This window comes from Parafrankia sp. BMG5.11, assembly GCF_004337455.1.
Window position 1 is genome coordinate 59,335 of the sequence record NZ_SJXI01000035.1, and the last position, 21,799, is coordinate 81,133.

At 73.3% G+C, this 21,799-nt stretch carries 21 protein-coding genes; 1 reads left to right on the forward strand and 20 read right to left on the reverse strand.

Annotation, left to right across the window (positions count from 1 at the left end; genetic code table 11):
• Positions 1 to 189: 189 nt before the first annotated feature.
• The 7 genes from E0504_RS23430 to rpsB form a co-directional block, all read right to left on the reverse strand.
• Positions 190 to 1,602: a PHB depolymerase family esterase gene (locus E0504_RS23430; protein ID WP_112105089.1), complete on the reverse strand. Its 1,413-nt coding sequence runs from the start codon at positions 1,600 to 1,602 to the stop codon at positions 190 to 192.
• Positions 1,603 to 1,604: 2 nt separating this feature from the next.
• On the reverse strand, positions 1,605 to 2,762 hold the full coding sequence (gene rlmN, locus E0504_RS23435; RefSeq protein WP_131625895.1) for a 23S rRNA (adenine(2503)-C(2))-methyltransferase RlmN: 1,158 nt from the start codon (positions 2,760 to 2,762) through the stop codon (positions 1,605 to 1,607).
• Between the two features lie 51 nt (positions 2,763 to 2,813).
• Entirely contained in the window at positions 2,814 to 3,941 is a 1,128-nt protein-coding gene (locus E0504_RS23440; protein ID WP_112105087.1) for a phosphatidate cytidylyltransferase, read from the reverse strand.
• A 111-nt stretch (positions 3,942 to 4,052) separates the two neighbouring features.
• Entirely contained in the window at positions 4,053 to 4,610 is a 558-nt protein-coding gene (gene frr, locus E0504_RS23445; RefSeq protein ID WP_020458794.1) for a ribosome recycling factor, read from the reverse strand.
• Positions 4,607 to 5,404, reverse strand: coding sequence for a UMP kinase (gene pyrH, locus E0504_RS23450; RefSeq protein WP_071060590.1), 798 nt, complete (start codon positions 5,402 to 5,404; stop codon positions 4,607 to 4,609). The genes frr and pyrH overlap by 4 nt, the downstream gene beginning before the upstream one ends.
• A 309-nt stretch (positions 5,405 to 5,713) precedes the next feature.
• On the reverse strand, positions 5,714 to 6,328 hold the full coding sequence (locus E0504_RS23455; RefSeq protein ID WP_041253727.1) for a translation elongation factor Ts: 615 nt from the start codon (positions 6,326 to 6,328) through the stop codon (positions 5,714 to 5,716).
• 245 nt (positions 6,329 to 6,573) lie between these two features.
• A complete protein-coding gene (gene rpsB / locus E0504_RS23460) occupies positions 6,574 to 7,494 on the reverse strand; it encodes a 30S ribosomal protein S2 (protein ID WP_112105086.1) in 921 nt (306 codons plus the stop codon).
• A gap of 1,036 nt (positions 7,495 to 8,530) precedes the next feature.
• Between rpsB and E0504_RS23465 the strand changes: the two genes are divergently transcribed.
• The gene (locus E0504_RS23465; protein WP_131625896.1) at positions 8,531 to 9,340 is read left to right on the forward strand and encodes a M23 family metallopeptidase; all 810 of its coding nucleotides are present in this window, start codon (positions 8,531 to 8,533) and stop codon (positions 9,338 to 9,340) included.
• 128 nt (positions 9,341 to 9,468) lie between these two features.
• Here the strand turns inward: E0504_RS23465 and E0504_RS23470 are convergent, their stop codons facing one another.
• The 13 genes from E0504_RS23470 to ffh all read right to left on the reverse strand — a co-directional run bounded on the left by E0504_RS23470 (position 9,469) and on the right by ffh (position 21,539).
• Complete coding sequence (locus E0504_RS23470) at positions 9,469 to 10,353, reverse strand: tyrosine recombinase XerC (RefSeq protein ID WP_306769264.1); 885 nt, start codon at positions 10,351 to 10,353, stop codon at positions 9,469 to 9,471.
• 182 nt (positions 10,354 to 10,535) lie between these two features.
• Positions 10,536 to 11,762 carry a DNA-processing protein DprA gene (gene dprA / locus E0504_RS23475; protein ID WP_112105306.1) on the reverse strand — a complete coding sequence of 409 codons (1,227 nt, stop codon included), beginning with the start codon at positions 11,760 to 11,762 and terminating at the stop codon, positions 10,536 to 10,538.
• Positions 11,759 to 13,351, reverse strand: coding sequence for a YifB family Mg chelatase-like AAA ATPase (locus E0504_RS23480; RefSeq protein ID WP_112105305.1), 1,593 nt, complete (start codon positions 13,349 to 13,351; stop codon positions 11,759 to 11,761). The genes dprA and E0504_RS23480 overlap by 4 nt, the downstream gene beginning before the upstream one ends.
• Complete coding sequence (locus E0504_RS23485; protein WP_071060603.1) at positions 13,351 to 13,707, reverse strand: YraN family protein; 357 nt, start codon at positions 13,705 to 13,707, stop codon at positions 13,351 to 13,353. The genes E0504_RS23480 and E0504_RS23485 overlap by 1 nt, the downstream gene beginning before the upstream one ends.
• A 197-nt stretch (positions 13,708 to 13,904) precedes the next feature.
• A complete protein-coding gene (locus E0504_RS23490; RefSeq protein WP_011606858.1) occupies positions 13,905 to 14,201 on the reverse strand; it encodes a DUF2469 domain-containing protein in 297 nt (98 codons plus the stop codon).
• Entirely contained in the window at positions 14,198 to 14,920 is a 723-nt protein-coding gene (locus tag E0504_RS23495; RefSeq protein ID WP_071060710.1) for a ribonuclease HII, read from the reverse strand. The genes E0504_RS23490 and E0504_RS23495 overlap by 4 nt, the downstream gene beginning before the upstream one ends.
• Positions 14,921 to 14,925: 5 nt before the next feature.
• On the reverse strand, positions 14,926 to 16,227 hold the full coding sequence (lepB, locus tag E0504_RS23500) for a signal peptidase I (RefSeq protein WP_112105303.1): 1,302 nt from the start codon (positions 16,225 to 16,227) through the stop codon (positions 14,926 to 14,928).
• A gap of 192 nt (positions 16,228 to 16,419) precedes the next feature.
• A complete protein-coding gene (gene rplS, locus E0504_RS23505) occupies positions 16,420 to 16,776 on the reverse strand; it encodes a 50S ribosomal protein L19 (protein ID WP_020458783.1) in 357 nt (118 codons plus the stop codon).
• A gap of 563 nt (positions 16,777 to 17,339) precedes the next feature.
• Entirely contained in the window at positions 17,340 to 18,191 is an 852-nt protein-coding gene (gene trmD / locus E0504_RS23510) for a tRNA (guanosine(37)-N1)-methyltransferase TrmD (RefSeq protein WP_112105302.1), read from the reverse strand.
• A 101-nt stretch (positions 18,192 to 18,292) separates the two neighbouring features.
• Complete coding sequence (rimM, locus tag E0504_RS23515) at positions 18,293 to 18,985, reverse strand: ribosome maturation factor RimM (protein ID WP_131625898.1); 693 nt, start codon at positions 18,983 to 18,985, stop codon at positions 18,293 to 18,295.
• 57 nt (positions 18,986 to 19,042) lie between these two features.
• Complete coding sequence (locus E0504_RS23520) at positions 19,043 to 19,276, reverse strand: RNA-binding protein (RefSeq protein WP_006544182.1); 234 nt, start codon at positions 19,274 to 19,276, stop codon at positions 19,043 to 19,045.
• Positions 19,277 to 19,717: a 30S ribosomal protein S16 gene (gene rpsP, locus E0504_RS23525; RefSeq protein ID WP_026240110.1), complete on the reverse strand. Its 441-nt coding sequence runs from the start codon at positions 19,715 to 19,717 to the stop codon at positions 19,277 to 19,279.
• A gap of 256 nt (positions 19,718 to 19,973) precedes the next feature.
• Positions 19,974 to 21,539 carry a signal recognition particle protein gene (gene ffh, locus E0504_RS23530; RefSeq protein WP_071060714.1) on the reverse strand — a complete coding sequence of 522 codons (1,566 nt, stop codon included), beginning with the start codon at positions 21,537 to 21,539 and terminating at the stop codon, positions 19,974 to 19,976.
• Positions 21,540 to 21,799: the final 260 nt, after the last annotated feature.

Consider the following 21,799-nt stretch of genomic DNA (forward strand, 5'->3'; position numbering starts at 1 on the left):
GTCTCACCGGGCGTGACCAGCATCTTCGTTCTCCTGCCCGCCGCCCGCGGACGTCTCACCGGGCGCGACGTGCCCGTCTGTGCCCCTACCCGGCGCCCGCGGAACCGTCACGAGGAGCGACGTGCCCGTTCGTGCCCCTGCCCGCCGCCCGACGAGGCATCACCAGAAGCGACGTACCCGTCCGTGCGACTACCCGGCGCCTGCGGGCGTCTCACCGGTCGGCGTCGCGCTCGTGGACGGGCCGGGCGGCGCCGACGGCGCCGGGTCGGGATCGTCGCTCGCCCCGGTCGGTGTGGGCTCGGGCTGGTCACCGGGTGCCGCCGAGGCGGGCGGGGTGGTCGCGGGTGCCCCCGCCGGCGGCTGGGTCGGCGCGGTGGCGCCGCCCGTGGCCGCGCCGCCCGTCGCGGGCGCGCCGCCTCCCGAGCCGCCACCGGTCACCGTCCGGCCGTCGGCCGGGTGGCCGCTGAAGAAGGCCAGCGCCACGACGGTCGCGCTCAGGTTCGTCACCGTGCCACCCAGCTCGGGCCGTGGTGCCGCGCCCGGCCAGGTGTGCCCGCCGCCCTGCATCGCCAGGGTGCCGACGTCCTTGCCGGCCGGGCAGGTCGTCCAGCTCGTCCGCGCGACGTGGGTGAAGTCCTGCGCCGTCGAGTGCTCGCCGCCGCAGCCGAGAGCGCGCGCGTACCTGTCGGTGCGGGCCTCCACCGGTTGGGCGACGAGCCCGTTGTAGGGGGCGGTGCGGGCCTGGCCCCCGCCGTTGAACGGCGCGATCCGATCGTCGGTGCCGTGCAGCTCGAGCAGGCTGGCCCGTGGCGCGGCGCAGGCATCCGGCAAGCGGCTCGACGCGACCGTGACCACCGCCGCGAAGCGCTCGGGCAGCGCGCAGGCCAGCGCGAGGACCATGTCGGCGCCGTCGGAGAAGCCGCTGGCGAACACCCGCTTCGGGTCCAGGCACATCCGGCCGGTCAGGTCGTTGAGCAGCGCGCCGACGAAGAGAACGTCATCCGGGCCCACCTTGGCCGAGCGGGTGAAGTTCCACCGGTTCGACGCCCCGACCGGGATGGCGACGGCGTAGCCGGCCCGGGTGCCGCTGTCCGCCATCTGGGTGTACTGCTCGAGCTCCTGTGCGGGCTGCCCGTAACCGTGCAGGTTCAGCACCAGCGGCAGTGCGGTACCCGCCCCGCCGCCCTGCGGGACGGCCAGCAGGAACTGCCGGTCGACGTCGCCGACGTGGATGGTCTCGGTGGTGACGCCCGCCGGCAGGCTGCTGCCGGTCTCGCAGCCGCTGCGCGGTGGCGGCGGGACGGTCGGTGCCGCCAGGGCGGCGGGCCCGCCGGAGGCACCGCCCGCTCCGCCCAGCGCGGACGCGACCGGGGACGAGGAACCGGTCGCCTCCCCGGGATCCTGCGACATCGCGTACCAGACCAGGAGCAGGAGCACCCCCGCCGCCGCGGTGAGCGGCAGCCACAGCGTGTTCGCCGGACGCGACCCGTGCCGCAGCGCGCTCGACCGGGCCAGCCCCTGCCGGGCGGCCCCCGACCGCGCGGAGCCGGCCCCGGCCCGGCCGTGGCTACGCCGACGACCGGCGGAGTTCCCGGTGGCCACGACTACCGGCCCGCCCTCGAGCGCACGGGCGGCTCCGCGGCGAGTTGCCCGCAGGCCGCGGCGATCTCCCGGCCCCGGGTGTCCCGGACGGTGGCCGCCACCCCGCGGGCCCGCAGGCGCTCCACGAAGACACGCTGGCCGCGCGGGGCGCTCGCCTGCCAGGACGAGCCGCCCGTCGGGTTGAGCGGGATGAGGTTCACGTGCGCGAGCTGGCCGGCCAGCAGGGCGGCCAGCGCGTCCGCGCGCTCGGGCGAGTCGTTGACGCCGTCGATCAGGGCGTACTCGATGCTCACGCGCCGCCCCGTCACCCGGGCGTACTCCCACGCGGCGGCGAGCACCTCGGCCACCGGCCATCGGGTGTTGATCGGGACCAGCTCGTCGCGCAGCTCGTCATCCGGGGCGTGCAGGGACACGGCGAGGGTCACCGGCAGCCCCTCACCGGCGAGGCGACGGATCGCCGGGACCAGGCCCACCGTGCTGACCGTGAGCCCGCGGGCGGAGAGGCCCAGCCCGTCGGGCACCGGGTCGATGAGGCGGTGCAGGGCGGCGAGGAGGGCGGCGTAGTTCGCCAGCGGCTCCCCCATGCCCATGAACACCACGTTCGACAGCCTGCCGGGACCACCGGGCAGGCCACCCTCGGCCGTCGTTCGGGCCGCCATCGTTCGAGCCGCGTCCACCACCTGTTCGACGATCTCGGCGGTCGAGAGGTTGCGGGTCAGCCCGCCCTGGCCCGTCGCGCAGAACGGGCATCCCATGCCGCAGCCCGCCTGGCTCGAGACACAGACCGTCGCCCGCTGCGGGTAGCGCATCAGCACCGACTCGATCTTGGCGCCGTCGACGGTACGCCAGACGGTCTTGCGGGTCTGGCCACCGTCGCAGTCGAGGGCGGTGGCCGGCGTGAGCAGCCTCGGCAGCATCGCCTCGACGAGCGCGGGGCGGATCGAGGCGGGCAGGTCCGTCATCAGGTCTGCGTCGTCGGCACGCAGGTGGTGGGTGAAGTAGTGGCGGGCCAGCTGGTCGGCGCGGAACGCCGGCAGGCCCAGTGACGTGGCCACGGCCCGCCGCTCGTCCCGGGAGAGGTCCGCGAGGTGGCGCGGCGGCCTGGACCGCCCTGACACCAGTGGCAGGAGGTTTCCGGATTCGGCGGTCGTGGCTGTCATGGCCAGTCCAGTCTGCCAGGAGCCCCGGGCACGCGACGAATCGGTGATCGGTCAGCCGAGGAACGCGGTGATGAGCAGCCAGGCAACGGGCGCGGTACACAGCAGCGAGTCCAGCCGGTCCATGAGGCCGCCGTGGCCGGGCAGCAGGTTGCCCATGTCCTTGATGCCGATGTCCCGCTTGAGCAGCGACTCACCGAGGTCGCCCACGGTCGCCGTGCAGGCGACGGCGGCGCCGAGCAGCGCGCCCTGCCAGATCTCGGCGCCCAGCGGCCACGCCATCAGCACGCTGGCGACGACGACGCAGCCCACCACCGATCCCGCGAACCCCTCCCAGGACTTCCCGGGCGACACGCTGGGCGCGAGCTTGTGCCGCCCGCCCGACAGCACACCCGCGGTGTAGCCGCCGATGTCGCTGGCCACGACGGTTCCGAGGAACGCGATGGTGCGCCAGTGGCCGTCCGGGGCGGAGGTGAGCAGCGTGGCGAACCCAGCCGGAAAGCCGACATACGCGGAGGTGAACGCGCAGGCCGCGGCGTCCCGCAGCCGCGCCTGACGCCCGCCGCCGTGACGCCCGCCGCCGGCCGGGTCGCGCACCGCGCGGACGGCGACGGCGGCCAGGGTCGTGCCCGCGAGCGCGAGCGCGAGCCCGTTGGTGCCGGACGTGTAGGCGGCCACGGGCATCGCGATCGCCCCGGCGGCCAGCGGGACGAGCGGCACGCTCATCCCCGCGACATGCAGGGCACGGACCACCTCGTAGGTGCCGACCGCCACGGCGGCGCTGACCACCGCGACCCAGATCGGGTACAGCGTGAACAGCGGGACGAGGATGACCGCGCCCAGCACGACCCCGACGGCGATCGCCGCGGGCAGGTCGCGCCCGGCCCGGATCACCCGCCGGCCGTTCCGCGGGGCCCGGCCGCCGCGCGGCGGCTCCGAGGCTGTCTCCGGGGGCGCAGCCGCGTCCGGCGTTGCCGCTGTGCCCGAGGCGGAGTTGGCCGGTGCCGGACCGGCCGGAACGGGGTCGGCCGGGGCCAGGTCGACCGGGCGGGGATGCACCGGCACGTCGCCGGCGTTCCCCCGCCCCCCGTCGGGGGTGTCCGCGCGGTCAGTCACGGAGGCGTCCTCGGGAGGAACCCCCAGGGCCGAGACGCTCACGGCGCCGCGAGGTCCGCCGTCCACCGGCCGCCCGCCAGCTTGCCGACGAGACGGAGACGGGGACGGGAACCCGGGCGCAGGGGCCGGGACAGCGGATGGGCACGGCGTCGCACGCGGACGGGCGCTGGTCGAGGGTCAGACCGACAACAGGTCCGACTCCTTGATGCGAAGCAGTTCGTCGACCTGGCTGACGTAACGGTGGGTGGCCTCATCGAGGTCCTTCTCCCCGCGGCGTCCCTCGTCCTCGCCGGCCTCGCCGTCGCGGACGATCCGGTCGATCGCGTCCTTCGCGTGCCGGCGGATGTTGCGGATGCTGACCCGGGCCTCCTCGGCCTTGGTGCGGGCCACCTTCACCAGGTCACGACGGCGCTGCTCGGACAGCTCCGGGAAGACGCACCGAATGATCGTCCCGTCGTTGCTCGGGTTGACCCCGAGGTCGGAGTCACGGACGGCCTTCTCCACCGCGCCGAGCGACGACTTGTCGTACGGGGTGATGATGACCATGCGCGGCTCGGGGATGTGGAACGAGGCGAGCTGCTGCACCGGCGTGGGAGCGCCGTAGTAGTCCACCAGGACCTTCCCGAAAACCGCTGGCGTGATCCGCCCCGTGCGGATGTTGGCGAAGTCGTCCTTGGCGACCGAGACGGCCTTGTCCATCTTCTCCTCGGCCTCGAGGAGCGTGTCGTCGATCACCGCGCACCTTCCGTTCCGTACGTCTCGACTCCGACCAGCGTGCCGATCTTCTCACCCCGGACGGCGCGGGAGATGTTCCCCTCGGTCAGGAGGTCGAAAACGACAATGGGCAGGTCGTTGTCCATGCACAGGCTGATCGCGGTCGCGTCCATGACCTTCAGGCCGCGCGCGAGGACCTCGCTGTAGGTGAGGCTGTCGAACCGGACGGCGCCGGCGTTCGTCGCCGGATCGGAGTCGTAGACCCCGTCGACCTTCGTCGCCTTGAGTACCGCCTGCGCCTTGATCTCCAGCGCCCGCTGGGCGGCGGTGGTGTCCGTCGAGAAGAACGGTGCCCCGAGGCCGGCGCCGAAGATGACCACGCGCCCCTTCTCCAGGTGCCGGATCGCGCGCAGGGGGAGGTAGGGCTCGGCGACCTGGCCCATGGCGATCGCCGTCTGCACGCGGGTGACGATCCCCTCGCGCTCCAGGACGTCCTGCAGGGCCAGGCAGTTGATGACCGTGCCCAGCATGCCCATGTAGTCGGCGCGGGCGCGGTCCATGCCCCGCTCGGCGAGCGCCTGGCCGCGGAACATGTTGCCGGCCCCCACGACTATGGCGACCTCGATGCCCGAGCGGCTCACCTGGGCGATCTGGCGCGCGATCGTCGCCAGCGTCACCGGGTCGATCCCGAGCGGCTCACCACCGGCGAAGGCCTCGCCGGAGAGTTTCAGCAGGAGGCGGGTCCACCGCGGCCCGGGCTCGGTGCGGGCGGCGGGATCCACCCCTCCAACGGCACTGTCGGCGTCATCGGTCACAGGCGGCTCCTTCGCCGGCGGCCGGGATCAGCGGCCAAGGATGTTCATGCTGACAGCAGTCTGCCGCACGACTCCGGCACGGCTGCCCGTGGCCCCGCGTGGCGCGTCGACCAGCGCGAACCGTGGCGGGCTCAACCGCCGCGGTCACCCGCCGGCGAGCACGGACGTCGCTCGCGCCCACAGCACGGACGTCGCTCGCGCCCACGCGCCGCACCCGGGCCCCGCACGGACTCCGGCCCGACACCCGCGGAGGTCCTCCCCCACCGGGTGCCCGGCCGTGTCACGTCGCCCGGCGCGGTGCGCTCGCGCTCAGGCCTGCTTGATGTTGAACCGGGCGAACCGGCCCACTTCGATCTTCTCACCCAGCGCGGATCCGGCCTGCTCCAGCAGCGCGCGGATCGTGAGCTTGCCGTCCTTGACCCAGGGCTGGTCCAGCAGGACGACGCTCTTGACGTAGCCGTTGACCCGACCCTCGACGATCTTCGGGATGGCCTTGTCGTTCTTGCCCTCTTCGCGGGCGGCCGCCTCGTAGATCTTCCGCTCCTGCTCGAGCACCTCGTTCGGGATCTGCTCGGCGGTCACGTACAGCGGGTCCGCCGCGGCGATGTGCTGGGCGAGGTCCCGCGCGAGCTGCTTGAAGTCGTCGGTCTTGGCGACGAAGTCAGTCTCGCAACGCAGCTCGATGAGCACGCCGAGCGTCGGCGGGAGCTGCGGGTCGGTGCGGTGCAGGTACGACTCGACCAGCCCGTTCGCCGTGCTGCGGCCCGCGCGCTTGGCGACCTGCGCGAGGCCCTTCTCGCGCAGCCAGGACTTGGCCTTCTCGAAGTCACCGTCGTGGTCGACGAGCGCCTTCTTGACGTCGCTCATCCCCGCGCCGGTCAGTTCCCGGAGCTTGCGGATGTCGGCGGCTGTGATGTCTGCCATGGTGCTCTTCTCGTCAGTTCCGATTGCTGGCGATGGTGGGCGTTCTGTCTCGGCGCCGAAACACACGCGACGCCGCCGCGCGGAGGCGCCCCCGGGGCCGCTCGTCGCCCGCCCGCGGCGGTCGACGTCCGTCCTCCCAGGGGTCGCCCGCCCCGACAGTCGCACGGACGGCCCTACCGGGGCTGGAACGGGTTCTCCGGGGACGTGGTCACGCCCCCGGAGAACCCGCGTGAGACCAGGATGTGTCAGACGGCGGTGCCGACCGCGTCCGGCTGGGGCTGCTCCTCGGTGGCCGTCTCGACAGCCGCGACCGCCTCGGTCGGCTCGGTCGGCTCGGCGGCCTCGGCCGCCACCGGGGCGGCGGGGGGGGCAGGCGCCTCGGCCGCGGCGTCCCCACGCAGCAGGGCCTGCTCCCACTCGGCGAGCGGCTCCTCGCCGGTGGACTGCTCCGGCTTGGCCTCGGCGTTGCTCGACGCGCCGGCCCGCGACATCAGACCCTCGGCCACCGCGTCGGCGACGACACGGGTCAGCAGCGCCGCGCTGCGGATCGCGTCGTCGTTGCCCGGGATCGGGTAGTCGACCTCGTCGGGGTCGCAGTTGGTGTCGAGGATCGCCACGACCGGGATGCCCAGCTTGCGGGCCTCACCGACGGCGATGTGCTCCTTCTTCGTGTCCACGACCCACACCGCGCTCGGCACGCGGGCCATGTCGCGGATACCACCGAGGGTGCGCTCGAGCTTCGCCTTCTCCCGGGTCAGGACGAGCTGCTCCTTCTTGGTGCGCACCTCCGTGCCGCCGGTCAGCTCGATCTCCTCAAGCTCCTTGAGCCGCTGGAGCCGCTTGTAGACCGTGGAGAAGTTGGTCAGCATCCCACCGAGCCAACGCTCCTTGACGAAGGGCATGCCGACCCGCTGGGCCTGCTCCTCAATCGCCTCCTGTGCCTGCTTCTTCGTCCCGATGAAGAGGACGGTGCCGCCGTGGGCGACCGTCTCCTTGACGAAGTCGTAGGCGCGGTCGATGTACGACAGCGTCTGCTGGAGGTCGATGATGTAGATGCCATTGCGCTCCGTGAAGATGTAGCGCTTCATCTTCGGGTTCCAGCGCTTGGTCTGGTGCCCGAAGTGCACGCCGCTCTCGAGGAGCTGCTTCATGGTGACGACGGCCATGATCCGTCGCTCCCTTCCCGCCCGGCCCGCGGGCCGGGACGCCTCGGTTGTGACGGCCCCGGCGGAAAACCGGAGCCCCTGACGCCCGGATGGCCGTGGCCGCCGCGAGGCGACGGACCGAGGAGGCCCTCCCGGCCAGTGCCGGGAGTGGGCGTGCGAACTGAGCCCGCGAGCGGTGGGAGATCGACCGAACGACCGCCACCCGACCGCCGTCGGAGACGCACCTGGCGCCGACGGCGCTGTAGAAAACCGTGAAACACCACAGCGCCGAGAACACCTCAGCATCAGGAACACCGCGACGAGACCGCGACACGGCACAACTGCGCCGCAGGACCACCGCGACGTCCAGGAAGCCGGGAACGCACCGACCAACGGACTCCGTGTCGATGATACCCGGCCGCCGTGGCCACTCCCCACTCCCCGAATCCCCACTCCCCGAACCAGCGACGCCGGCCCCCGCCCGGCCCAGCTCAGCATGGGGCACGGCCGGATATGCCACGCGGCACTGGGCCGGGGCGGGGCGGGTGGGCACGGACCGGAGCGGTCCGGGGCGGCGGAACAAGGTGCGGGCGGGACACCCATGGCGGTGCGGTCCATCGATCACAGGCCGGCCGCGACTCGCCCACGGAAGGCCGGAGCGGCCCCTCGGCCCGCATGGTGGAGCCCGCTCTCGGCGGCCGGCGATACCCGACCATAAGCGCCAAGAGACACCCGAAGACACCGTCTTCGCTCTTTCATTTTCGGTTATCCACATTTGCCGTTGGGTAGCTGCATTTGCCGCCGCATGCACGCATCCTGATGTTGCTGGCAAACCGAGCCCCCGCGAGCCAGCAAGGCGGCGGCCGGGCCCACCCCCGACCGGACCCGGCCGCCGCCCCCACACCGTCCACGGAGCCTCGCTCCCCCACCCCGCCCGCGGCGACGACGCCGGCCGGCGCCGATCGCAGCCAGCCGATCACTGTCGGCCATCAGCGGTCACTCATGGCCGCCGTGTCGGGCTGCCGCGGTCGGCTGCCGAATCCGGAGGCGAACCGCCGTGCCCCACCCGCCGCGTTTCGACCCGCACTGGCTCGTGATCCCCGCTCTCGCGCTGATGATCGCCCTGGGCTGCCCCGGGCGGGTACCGATCCGCGGGTCGTTCGGCGCGGGCGCACCGGACGTGCTGACCGCTCCGGCAACCCCGGCACCGCCCGTGACGGCCGCGATCCCTGCCGCACCGACGAGCCCGGACGCCACGACCTCAAGGTCACCGGCGGACACACCCGCGACGACGGTGGCGATCCCCCGAACGGCCTCCTCCGAGCCCACCGCGGCTCCGGCGGTCAACGACTCCCCAGGCGGGCTCACAGCCGCGGCGCCGACTGAACCCACGCCCGACGCCCCAACCTCGTCCCCGGCGCAGGCCCCGGCCCCGGCGCGGGCGCGGGACGGCGACCAGAGGTGGCGTTGGCCGCTGCCGGAGCCGGTCACGGTGGCCGGGATCTTCCGCGCTCCCACGCATCCCTACGGCCCGGGCCACCGTGGGGTGGATCTTCGTTCCGATCCCGGTGTCGGTGTCCGGGCAGCGCGGCCGGGTGTCGTCGGGTTCGCCGGATGGGTCGGTGACAGGTGGGTCGTGACGGTGGTCCACGGCGCGCTGCGTACCACCTACGAGCCGGTACGCCCCCTCGTCCACGAAGGCCAGACGGTTGGCGGTGGCGATCAGCTCGGGCTTCTCGAGGCCGGCCACCCGGGCTGCCCGGGTGCCGCCTGCCTGCACTGGGGCGTGCTGCGCGGCTCCGAGTACCTCGATCCCCTCTCCTTCTTCCACCGGGTCCCGCCACGGCTGCTGCCGCTGGATGGCTGATGCCCCTGAACCGCCGATGCCCCTGAACCGCCGATGGCAGGCCGGCCCGGTACTCGGGGACGCCACCGAACGGGAGCACTCCGTCATGCGGCTCGGTCCGCTACGGGGATCGGTCGGTGGCGCGGACGTCAGGCCCGCGGATGGGCCTGGTCGAAGGCGGCGCGCAGCCGCTCCGGGGTGACATGGGTGTAGATCTGCGTGGTCGACAGGCTGGCGTGTCCCAGCAGTTCCTGCACGGAGCGCAGGTCCGCGCCGCCTTCGACCATGTGGGTGGCCGCGCCGTGGCGCAGGCCGTGCGGCGTCAGACCGGTGGGAACCCCCGCGGCGGCGCCACGCGCCTGGACGAGCCGGCGCACGGAACGCGGGTCGAGCCGGCCGCCACGGGTACCGAGCAGCAGCGCCGCCTCGACGCGCGTCGCGAGGTAGGGCCGGCCCCTGGTGAGCCAGACGTCGAGCGCGCCCGCCGCGGGCACGCTGAACGGCACACTGCGCTGGCGGCCGCCCTTGCCGTGCACGCGCAGGAGGCGCCGCTCGTGGTCGACGTCACCGATGTCGAGCCGGCACAGCTCGGAGACCCGCACCGCGCTGCCGTAGAGGATCTCCAGAACCAGATCGTCACGCAGGTTCAGCGCGACGTCGCGCGGCTCCTGCGCACGATCGCCCCGAGGCCGTGTCTCCAGCAGCCGGTCCGCCTGTGCCGCGGTGAGTACCTGGGGGATCCGCCGCGGCGCCCGGGTGGTCGCCAGCCGCGCCCCGACGTCATCGGGGAGGAATCCCCGCCGCGCGGCGAAGGCGGAGAACACCCTGGCGAGGGACGCACGGCGGGCGATGGTGGCCGGTGCCGCTCCGGCGGAACGCATGCCGGCCAGCCACCCGCGGAGCACGGCGAGATCCAGGTCCAGGAGATCCGTACGGCCGGCCGCGGCGGCGTGCGCACGTAGGCCCGCGAGATCTGCGCGATAGGCCCGGACGGTTTCCGGCGAACGATCCCGTTCGGCGACCAGATAGCGCACGAAAACCTCGACGGCACCCGCCCAGCCGTCGCCGCCACTGCCTCCATCACCGTCACCAGGACCTGCGCCAGCGCGACCGCCGTTGCCGCCACCAGCGCTGTCACCACGGCCACCGCGGGCCGTGGCCGCGGGATCGCCACCCGTCCCCATTGCGCGACCTTGGCCGCCGGAATGGCGAGGCGTCAAGGCGGCGTGGAGCCGGACGCCGCCGGCGGCGCGCCCTCGGGCGAGGTTGGCTGGCCTCGGGGCGGGGACGAGGAGGAGCGGCCGAGCGCGGTCAGCCGATACCCGGAGTGGGTCGCCTCCACCAGCCCCTCGACCGCGAGCGGGCCCAGCAGGGCGAGGATCGCCCCAGGCTGCCTGCCGACGCGGCGGGCCAGCTCGGCGACGCCGATCGTGGAGCGGGCCGGCATCACGTCGAGCAGTTCCAGCACGAGATCCGCGAGACCGTCGCGCGCCCGGGCCGGGCCGGTCGAGCGGGGCTCCAGCTCGCCGATCGGGCCGATCTCCTCGCAGATGTCACCGGCGCTGGTGACCAGCACCGCCTCCTCGCGATGGTCCCGCAGGAGGCGATGACAGCCGGCGCTCATCGCGCTCGTCACCGGCCCGGGCACCACCATCACGGTGCGGCCGAGCCGCCGGGCATGGCGGATGGTGTTCAGCGCACCGCTGCGGAGCCCGGCCTCAACGAGCACCGTCCCCGCGCACAGCGCGGCGATGACCCGGTTTCGGGTGAGGAACCGCCGCCGGTAGGGCGGGCTGCCCGGTGGGGTCTCGCTGAGAACCAGGCCGGAGGCGGCGATCTCGTCGAGCAGGTCGGCGTGCGCGGCAGGGTAGGGCACGTCCACACCCCCGGCGAGGACCGCGATTGTCGGCCCCGCGGCAGCGAGGGCGCCGCGGTGTGCGGCGGCGTCGATTCCGAACGCCGCGCCGGAGACCACCGTCCAGCCGCGCCCGGCGAGCCCGTACCCGAGCTCCTCCGCCTGGTGGACGCCGTACGCCGTGGCCGCGCGGCAGCCGACGACGGCCACGGCCCGCTGGCTGAGGTGATCGAGCCGGCCCGCCCCCCGAGCCCACAGCACGAGAGGGGCGCCGACCTCCCGGCCGCCGCCACGGGCCTCATCGAGGGCGTCGACACAGGAGGGCCACTCCGGGTCACCTGGGCAGATGGGACGCGCGCCGACCTGCGCGGCGGTCTCGACGTCCTGGCGCGGGTCGACACCGGGGTGCTGCGGCCTCAGGCGCTCCCACAGCGCGATATCTCCGAGCCCGTGCAGCTGTTCGGGAAGCGAGGAGAGATCCGGGCCGGCGATGCGACTCAGCCCGATCCGCGCAAGGCGCCGTGGCTCGTCGCCGCCGGGCGCAGGAGCACCAATCGGGGACGACACCTCGCCCGCCCCGGCACTCACGCTGATCCCCCGGGAAGGCGTAGGTCCAGGGCGAGCCCGATCTCGTCGGGGCCCGGCCGGTCCTCGCCCTTGAGGTCCGCCACCGTCCAGGCGACGCGCAGCACCCGATCCAGCCCACGCGCGGTGAGCAGGCCCCGCTCGAAGGCACGGTCGGCGAGCCGGGTCGCAGCCGGCCGCAGCGGCCACTGGCGGCGCAGTGACGGGCCGGGCACCTCGGCGTTACGCCGCCACGGCGTGCCGGCGAGTCGGCGCCGCATCGCGGCCCGGGCCGAAGCGACGCGCTCGGCGACGACGCTCGAGGAGGTGCCAAGCCCCCGATCGGCCCGCAGCTCGGCACGGCTCGGCGCGGTCAACGCCACCTGGATGTCGATCCGGTCGAGTAGCGGCCCCGACAGCCTCGCCAGGTAGCGCCGGCGCACCGTGCTCGGGCAGTCGCAGGTGTTGTCACGGGGGCCGCGGGCCCGCGAGCAGGGACACGGGTTCGCGGCCAGCACGAGCAGGAAGCGGGCGGGGAACCGGGTGGTGGCCCGGGCCCGCGCCACCTCGATGACACCGCTCTCGAGCGGCTGGCGCAGCACGTCCAGGCTGGTTCGGCCGAACTCCGGTGCCTCGTCGAGGAACAGGACGCCGTGGTGCGCCTGGCTGGCCAGCCCCGGGCGGATCACCGCGGAGCCGGAGCCGACAAGCGCCGCCGGCGTGGCGGAGTGATGCGGGCTACGGAAGGGAGGCCGCGTGACCAGCGGGCGGCCGACGGGAAGAACGCCCGCCACCGAGTGCACGGCGGTGACCTCCAGCGCGGCGGCGGTGTCCAGCGGCGGAAGCAGCCCGGGCAGCCGCTCGGCCAGCATGGTCTTGCCCGAGCCGGGCGGGCCCTGCATGAACAGGTGGTGTCCGCCCGCGGCGGCCACCTCCACGGCCAGGCGCCCCCGGCTCTGGCCGGCGACGTCCGCGAGATCAGGCCCGATCGGCTCCGGCTCCCGCTCCGGCGGCGCCGCCGCCGATGCCGACACCGATGCGGGCTCCGACACCCGTGCCGGTGCCAATGCCGCGGGGAACCGGGCCAGGCCGAGCCGTGGGCGGCCGCGTAGCAGGCCGAGCACGCTGGCGAGGTCGGGCATGGACTCGACGACCGCGCCCGGGACCAACGACGCCTCGCCCGCGTTGGGTTCGGGCACGACGATGTTCGCCAGGCCGGCCTCGACCGCAGCGAGAACGGCTGGCAGCACCCCGCGCACCGGCCGAAGCCGGCCGTCGAGCGCGAGCTCACCGATCAGGACCCTGCTACCGAGGGCGGCTGCGGGGACCACGCCGGCGGCGCCCAGGATCGCGGCGGCCATGGCCAGGTCGAAGCCGCTGCCGGATTTGGGCAGGGTCGCCGGGAACAGGCCGACCGTGATCCGGTGGTCCGGCCAGCGCTCACGCGAGTTGACGACAGCGGCCCGCACCCGGTCCCGGGCCTCGTGGAGTGCCGCGTCCGGAAGGCCGATGAGCGTCAGCCCGGGCAGGCCGCGGGCCAGGTCGGCCTCCACCTCGACGAGATGGCCCTCGATACCGACGACCGCGACGGCCAGCGACCGCGCAAGCGCCATCAGAAGGCACCCCGCCGGTGCTCCACCCGGACGGACCCCTGCCGCTCCCGGTAGACCGACAGCACGTCGAAACGGATGATCGCCGGTGGATGCGGGTGCTCGGCCAGCCACCGCACGGCCAGCCGCCGGATTCTCGCCGCCTTGCGGCCGACCACGGCGTCCGGGCCGCTCCCGTAGTCCGCGCCGCTGCGCGTCTTCACCTCGCAGAAGACGAGCGTGTCGCCGTGGCGGGCGACGATGTCGATCTCGCCGTCCCGGCAGCGCCAGTTCCGGGCAAGGATCTCCGCACCGTCGGCGCTCAGGTGGCGCGCGGCGACGTCCTCACCGAACTTGCCGAGCCGCTGACTGACCCGCATCCGAGGCTCCGTCCCACCGGGGGTCGGTCGCCCGCCGGTGAGATCAGGTTCCGCGTGCGCGAGCCGTCGGTGGCCGCTGAAGGGAGACCTGTGGACAAGGTTTTCTCGTCCACAGGGTCACCCGGAGCGGTCCGCGCGACGGGCACCACGGGGCACCACCGTCCGCGACGGCACGCGAACCGGTGGCGCGCCGTCGCTCAGAGCTCGGCCTTGGTGAGCTCCTCGACGTTGATGTCCTTGAAGGTGACGACTCGCACGTTCTTCACGAATCGGGCGGGACGGAACATGTCCCACACCCAGGCGTCCCGCAGGGTCAGTTCGAAGAAGACCTCGCCGTCCGTACTGTTCCGGACCTCGATCTGATAATCGTTCGCGAGATAGAAACGACGCTCCGTCTCGATCACGTACGAGAACAACCCGACCACGTCGCGGTACTCGCGGTAGAGCTGGAGCTCCATCTCGGTCTCGTACTTTTCGAGATCCTCCGCGCTCATGCGGTCTCCGTGACGCCACGCAGGCTGGTCATAGCAACCCTGTCCTCCAGCCGCAACGATCGTGTTTCCCCTGCCGGCGCCGCCAGCGCGGCGACGTTGACATATGACAGTCGGTGCTGCTCGCACGGCCCGTACCGCGTCATCGCGGCGGTGTGCGCCGCTGTGACGTAGCCCTTGTGCTGCGCGAAATCGTACTCGGGATACCGCTTGTGCAAACTACGCATGATCCGGTCCCTGGTCACCTTGGCCACGACCGACGCCGCGGCGATGCACCCGACCATCAGGTCGCCTTTGATCACCGCCAGCGACTCGGCCCCAAGACCCGCGACCGCGAACCCGTCGGTGAGCACATACCTCGGCCGGACGTCGAGCGCCGCCACCGCCCGCCGCATCCCCATGATGTTGGCGACGTGCACGCCGTTCCGATCGATCTCGGCGGCGGGGATGACGATGGTCGACACCGCCGCCGCCGCTGCCAGAACATCCGCGTGGACCTCCTCGCGGACCCGCTCGGTGAGGAGCTTCGAGTCGGCCAGCCGCCTGAGCAGCCCCAGACGACGCTGATCCAGGACGACGGCGGCCACCACCATCGGCCCGGCGCAGGCTCCCCGGCCGGCCTCGTCCACACCTGCGACCGGCCCGAGCCCGCGTCGGACGAGCGCCCGTTCGTAGCCGAAGAGGCCGGCGTCGGAGCGGATCGCCGTGCCACGCACGTCCATCGCGATCAGGGTGAACCGCCCATGCCGCGCCGTCTCGCCCACCGCCTGCGCGGGCCGCAGCGCCGCTCCCCGCTCGCCCGCGTCGACCAGCCGATGGACCGCCCGCCGGTCGACCGCCGCCCGCCCGAGTGCCGCCGCCGGCTCGCGGGAACGGCGAGGGCGAGTGCGCCGACCGGGGCGATCAGCAGATCCGCGGATCCGGTGCTTCCGGGCACGCCGACCGCGCCCGGCGGCGAACTCGGTGCCGTCTCGTCGGACGTCGGAGCGGGCGTCCGAGCAGGCGCGGCGGAGGCCGATGGGATGCCGGAGAACGTGCCGGGCACCGTGAGCAGGCCGAACCGGCCGAGCGGCCACACCCGCACGAACGCCCGGCCGATCACCTTGTCCTGCGGGACCGGGCCGTTCTGGCGGGAATCCGACGAGCGAGAGCGGTGATCGCCCATCAGCCACAGGTCCCCGTCGGGGACCGTGAACGGCCCGAACGCCTGGAAGTCGTTCTCGTAGACGTACGGCTCGTCCAGCGCCTTGCCGTTCACCGTCACCCGCCCGGCGGCGTCGCAGCACGCGACGACGTCACCGCCTACGCCGATCACCCGCTTGATGAAGTCCTTCTCGCTCGGCGCGCCGAGGCCCAGCAGCTCCTGTGCGCCGCGGATGAACCTGCTCAGGCCGTTGGCCGGCGGGGCCACGATCGATTCCCGCTCGAAACCGGTGCCCTCGCCGTTGAACACGACGATCTCGCCCCGGTGCACGTCCCGGAAATGGTAGATGACCTTGTTCACCAGGACCCGGTCGTCGATGAGCAGCGTCCGCTCCATCGACTCGGACGGAATCCAGAACGCCTGGACGAACACGGTCTTGATCAGCAGCGCCAGCAGGAACGCGACCAGCACCAGGACCGGCAGCTCGCGCAGGAAGGAGCCGCGCCCGCGGTCCCGCCCCGCCGGCGGGCGCGAGATCCGCCGGCCCGTCGCCGCAGGCTCACCGCCCCCGCCCCCGGCCGCGCCCTCGTGCCCGGCCGTTCCGGTAGGCCCGTCCGGCCCGTTTGGCGGGTGCACGGCGTCGCCCGTCAGGTCACCGCGCTCATCCCGGCCGCGGGTGTCCGAGGCCAGCCCGGAATCGGCCAGGCCGGAATCCGCAGCGCGCCGGGAGTCCGAGACGTCGGTGCCGGTGTCCCAGGGGAGAGCCGCGTCACCGCGCTGCCCGTGACCACCCGCCGCAGCGCCTGAGGCCGGGCCGTCGGACGGCAGACCGCCCTGCGCCTGACCACCGAACGGCTCGGGCGTGCCCCGGTCCGATCCACTCACTGCGCCACCTCGCGAGGTCGGCCGTCATTCGTCACGGAACGGGTCGACACCCGCCCATGGCCGTGGCCTGACCGGTTCGACCCACGACCTGACCATCCTGCTGCACCGCTCACGCGGCGAAGTGGTTTGGTGAGCGGCCAGTCGCCGGAAGTCCTGCGACGAGGTCACCGGGCTGCCGGCCCGCGCGCGGGATCAGCGGCCGACCGGCTCGCGCTTCTCCTTGATCTTCGCGGCCTTGCCGCGGAGCTGGCGGAGGTAGTAGAGCTTCGCCCGGCGGACGTCACCGCGCGTCACGACCTCGACCCGCGAGACGATCGGGCTGTGGAGGGGGAAGGTCCGCTCCACACCGACACCGAAACTCACCTTGCGGACGGTGAACGTCTCGCGCACGCCGCCCCCCTGGCGGCGGATCACGACGCCCTGGAAGACCTGGATGCGCTGGCGGTTACCTTCGACCACACGCACGTGGACCTTGAGCGTGTCGCCCGGCCAGAACTCCGGCACGTCGGTCCTGCGCGACTCGGCGTCGAGGCTGTCCAGGGTGTGCATGGCAGTCGCTTCCTCAGAGGTTGTCACAGTCAAATGCATGAACGCCGGAACGTGCCCGGCGGGCCGCGTCGACCGGCACGCCACTCGACGCGGGGCACCGCACCGACCCAGGGCCGGGCGAGCACACGCCGGGACGGCGGAAACCGGAACAGCGGCTACGCCGGGTCGGCGAACCGACCGGGGCGCCGGATCGGCGGACCGACAGCGCCGATCACGATATCGCGTGTCGCTACGACGCCGCTCACGACAACTCCGATCGCGGCAGGGCCGGTCACAGCTATGTCGATCATCAAAGCATCGGTCACGACCGCATCAGTCACGACAACGTCGGCCAGAGAACCGGCGGACACCGCATCCTACTGTGCCACACGATCGCGACGTCCGGTCGCCAGGCCCCTCCCCAGTACCACGCGCGGCGCGGCCGACCCGGCCACCACGGGCCGGCTCACGCCCCGCCCCGTCCACACCTCGCGGCCAGGCTGGTCGGCGGCTCGATGTCGGCCGCCCGGCTCGGCGATGGCGGAGGACGGCGAAGAAGTCAGGCGACGGAGCACTCAGGAAGCTCAGGAACAGTGGCTCGACGCACAACCCGACGGAGCCGGCCCGTCACCGATCGTGCCTCTCCCGGCAACCGTCACCGCGTCCTCGACACCCGTTACAGGGGGGTCGTCCCCGCCGCCATGGGCGGCCACGATGGTGCTCGCCACCACCGCGCGGTCGGCGTCCGACAGCTCGATCCGGTCGAGCAGCTCCGGGCGCCTTCGGCGGGTCCGGCGCAGCGCCTCCTCCCGCCGCCACCGGGCGATCGCCGCGTGGTCGCCGGAGCGGAGGATCTCGGGCACCGCGCGGCCCTCCCACACCGGGGGCCTGGTGTAGACCGGCCCCTCGAGCAGCCCGTGGGCGAAGGAGTCATCGATGATCGACTCCGCGTTGCCGACGACGCCGGGAAGCAGCCGCGTCACCGCCTCGACCATGACGAGTGTGGCGACCTCGCCGCCGGCGAGCACGTAGTCGCCGATCGAGATCTCGTCGTCGGCCCAGGCGTCCACCACCCGGCCGTCGATGCCCTCGTAGCGGCCGCAGCAGAAGATCAGCCAGTCCTGTTCCGCCAGCTCGGCGGCGTAGCTCTGGGTGAACGGAACACCGGCCGGGGTGGGCACCACGACTCGGGGACGACGCGACGGATCACGGGCCACGATGTCGCGCAGCGCCGCGTCCCACGGCTCCGGGCGCATGACCATGCCCGGCCCCCCGCCGTACGGGGAATCATCGACGGTGCGGTGGACGTCGTGCGTCCACGCGCGCAGGTCGTGGGTCTGGATGTCGACGAGGTCCCGGGACGCGGCGCGGCCCACCAGGGCCAGCTCCAACGGGCGCAGATAGTCCGGGAAGATCGTCACGACGTCGATGCGCATCCGCTGCCTTCGTCAGAGGGAGGTGGGCCGCACCCGGTGGGCGGCGCCTCGAAACGGGGCGGTGACGGAGCCGGGAGCGCCGGCCGGGCGGGAGCGCCGAATCAGTCGAGGTCGAGCAGGCCGGGAGGCGGGTCCACCACGATGTGCCCCGCCGCTGGGTCGACGGTGGGCACGATCTCCCGGACGAACGGCACCAGGTACTCCCCGCCCTCGGGACGGCCGATCGCGAGGATCTCCCCGCCCGGGGAATGGATGACGTCGACGACCTCACCGAGGACGTCCCCGGCAGGCGTGCGCGCGTGCAGGCCGACCAGGTCGCGATCCCACCACAGCTCGCCGTCGTCGTCCTCGTCGTCGGGGTCGACCGCCGGGCCGCACTCGTCGGAGTCGATGGTGAGGAAGCTGCCCCGCAGCGCCTCGGCGGCGTCACGGTCCGTGACCCCGTCGAAGTGGACCAGCAGACGGCCGGAATGCCACCGGGACGCCACGACGGACAGCACCGTCGCGCCCGGCGGCCCGGCGGCCCGGGCGGCGCCGGAATCGCCCGCCGAGCCAGGACCAGCCGCCGTGCCGACGGCGTCCGCCGCACCCGCGGCGTCCGCCGCACCCGCGGCGTCAGCCGGGCCGGCGGCGCCCGCGGCCGGCCGCGAGGCCGGCCCATCGGCCACCTGGCGAACCAGGCGGGCCCCCGGCGCGAAACGGCGCTCCGGCAGGTCGGTGCGGACGTCGACGGTCACGTCGCCACGAATGCCGTGCGGACGGCCGACCCGCCCGACGACGACAGGCTCACCCATGGGACGCGGCCACGTGCCCATGAAGGCGATGGGCACGGAGACGATGAGCGCACACGGCTACCGGTCCACGTCGACGACGTCGATCCGCAGACCGCGACCGCCCACACCGCCCATCACGGTGCGCAACGCCCGAGCCGTCCGGCCGCGCCGGCCGATGACCTTGCCGAGGTCGTCGGGGTGCACCCGGACCTCCAGCGTCCGGCCGCGCCGGTTGCTCGACAGATCCACCCGGACATCGTCGGGATAGTCGACGATGCCTCGGACGAGGTGCTCGAGGGCCGCTTCGAGCACTTACTGCCCCGCGGCGGACTCGGCGGGCGCCGACTCGGCACCGTCGGCCGCGGCCGACTTCTTCGCCTTCTTCGGAGTGGTGGCGGGCTTGTCGTCCGCCGCGGCCGCGGCGCGGGCCGCCTCCGCGAAGATCTCCCGCTTGTCGGGCTTGGGAGCCGCGACCTTCATCGGCGGGGGAGCGGGCAGGCCCTTGAACTTCTGCCAGTCGCCGGTCACCTTGAGGATCGCGAGCACGGGCTCGGTCGGCTGGGCGCCGACGGAGAGCCAGTGACCGACGCGGTCCGGGTCGACCTTGATGATGCTCGGGTCGGACTTCGGGTGGTACTGCCCGATGGCCTCGATGACCCGGCCGTCCCGCTTGGTGCGGGCGTCGGCGACGACGATGCGGTAGTGCGGCTCGCGCATCTTGCCGAGGCGCTGAAGTTTGATCTTTGTTGCCACGGTGGTCGTACGGCTCCAGACATATCGATGACCACCGGAACACACGGACTAGCCGTGACGCCCCGATGGCGGGAGAACACCGCCGACGACCAGCCACCACGGAGGTCCCTGAGGGAACTCACCTGAGAGCGGCCACGCCGACGCCGGCAGGCAGGGCCTGTATGACCTTACAGTCTGCCAGATCACCTGCCGACGCAACGCCCGGGGCACCCGGGTCTTCGCCAGGGCCCCCGCCGGGCGGGTGGGTTCGCGCGGGTCAGCGGCCTGGGCGGGGACGCCGCGGCGGGGTGTCGCCGCCCCCGAAGCCACCCTGCTGGATGAGCGAGGACAGGTCAGGCATGCCCTGCAGGCCGTCGCCCCCAAGGCCGAGCGCCGGCGGGCCGTCCTGGGGCGCGTTGCGGCGGTCCTGCGCCTGCGCGGCGCGTGCCGCCGGGTTTCCGCTGCGCCGCGCGCCCTTGCCCTTCTTGGCGGCCTTGCGGGCCTGGGCCGCCTTCGCGCGTGCCATTCCCGCCGGCAGGCCGGCGCCGCCGGCCATCTGCCGCATCATCTTGCGCGCCTCACCGAAGCGGTCCAGTAGTTGGTTGACCTCGGTGACGGTCACGCCGGACCCGCGCGCCACCCGGGCCTTGCGGGATGCCTGGAGGATCTTCGGGTCCCGCCGCTCGGCCGGCGTCATGGACCGGATGATGGCGACGACCCGGTCGAGGTCACGGTCGTCAACCTGGGCGAGCTGGTCCTTGATCTGCCCCATTCCGGGCAGCATCCCGAGCAGGTTGCCGATCGGGCCCATCTTGCGAACGGTGAGCATCTGCTCGAGAAAGTCCTCGAGCGTGAACTCCGAGTTGGCCATCTTGACCGCCATCGCCTCGGCCTGCTCGACCTCGAACGCCTTCTCGGCCTGCTCGATGAGCGTGAGCATGTCGCCCATGCCGAGGATGCGCGAGGCCATCCGCTCGGGGTGGAAGACGTCGAAGTCGTCGAGGGTCTCGCCGGTGGAGGCGAACATGATCGGCGCCCCGGTCACCCGGGCCACCGACAGCGCGGCACCACCGCGCGCGTCACCGTCAAGCTTGGTCAGCACGACACCGGTGAAGCCGACTCCGTCGGCGAAGGCCTGGGCCGTGGAGACGGCGTCCTGGCCGATCATCGCGTCGAGGACGAAGAGGATCTCGTCCGGCGAGACGGCGTCGCGGATGTCGGCGGCCTGGCGCATCAGCTCCTCGTCGACACCGAGGCGGCCGGCCGTGTCGACGACCACCACGTCGAAGACGTGGCGACGGGCGTGGGCGAGCGCGTCGCGGGCGACCCGCACCGGGTCACCGACACCGTTGCCGGGCTCCGGGGCGAAGACCTCGACCCCGGCCCGCTGGCCGACGACCTGGAGCTGGTTCACCGCGTTCGGGCGCTGCAGGTCGGCGGCGACGAGCAGCGGCGTGTGCCCCTGGGCTCGCAGCCAGCGGCCGAGCTTGCCGGCGAGGGTCGTCTTGCCGGTTCCCTGCAGGCCGGCGAGCAGGATCACGGTCGGCGGCGTCTTGGCGAAGCGCAACGTGGTCGTGCCGCCGCCGAGAATGGCGACGAGCTCCTCGTTGACGATCTTGATGACCTGCTGCGCCGGGTTGAGCGAGGTGCTCACCTCGGCCCCGCGGGCCCGCTCGCGGATGGCGGCGACGAAACCGCGGACGACCGGCAGCGCGACGTCGGCCTCCAGCAGCGCCACCCTGATCTCACGGGCGGTGGCGTCGATGTCGGCGTCGGTCAGCCGCCCCCTGCCACGCAGCGACGTGAAGACCTTGTCGAGGCGGCTGGAAAGGGTGTCGAACACGCGCACACACTCCGAGATCGCAGACGGACCGCAGGCACCAGCGTACGCACCCCGCGCCGATCCGGAACCGGGACCCGGGACGACGTGAGGCCCGCCGTGGACGGGACGCCCGGCCCGGCGAGGCGTGCCCGCACGGATCCCGGCACGACGCCGGCCGGCTCCGCCCTCTGCGCTGAGGAGGGCGAGACACCTCGCCGGAGGCTCACATGCCCGACCGATCAAGACCCGGTCGCGGCCTGGGGCGCGGCTGTCCGCGGATC

Bases quoted from the DNA above. Each gene is read 5' to 3' on its own strand.
- rlmN (WP_131625895.1), bottom strand. From the start codon at position 2,762: ATGACAGCCACGACCGCCGAATCCGGAAACCTCCTGCCACTGGTGTCA.
- E0504_RS23455 (WP_041253727.1), bottom strand. From the start codon at position 6,328: ATGGCAGACATCACAGCCGCCGACATCCGCAAGCTCCGGGAACTGACC.
- rpsB (WP_112105086.1), bottom strand. From the start codon at position 7,494: ATGGCCGTCGTCACCATGAAGCAGCTCCTCGAGAGCGGCGTGCACTTC.
- E0504_RS23480 (WP_112105305.1), bottom strand. From the start codon at position 13,351: ATGGCGCTTGCGCGGTCGCTGGCCGTCGCGGTCGTCGGTATCGAGGGC.
- E0504_RS23485 (WP_071060603.1), bottom strand. From the start codon at position 13,707: ATGCGGGTCAGTCAGCGGCTCGGCAAGTTCGGTGAGGACGTCGCCGCG.
- E0504_RS23490 (WP_011606858.1), bottom strand. From the start codon at position 14,201: ATGAGCGCGGAGGATCTCGAAAAGTACGAGACCGAGATGGAGCTCCAG.
- E0504_RS23495 (WP_071060710.1), bottom strand. From the start codon at position 14,920: ATGGACGTGCGTGGCACGGCGATCCGCTCCGACGCCGGCCTCTTCGGC.
- rplS (WP_020458783.1), bottom strand. From the start codon at position 16,776: ATGCACACCCTGGACAGCCTCGACGCCGAGTCGCGCAGGACCGACGTG.
- trmD (WP_112105302.1), bottom strand. From the start codon at position 18,191: ATGCGCATCGACGTCGTGACGATCTTCCCGGACTATCTGCGCCCGTTG.
- rimM (WP_131625898.1), bottom strand. From the start codon at position 18,985: ATGGGTGAGCCTGTCGTCGTCGGGCGGGTCGGCCGTCCGCACGGCATT.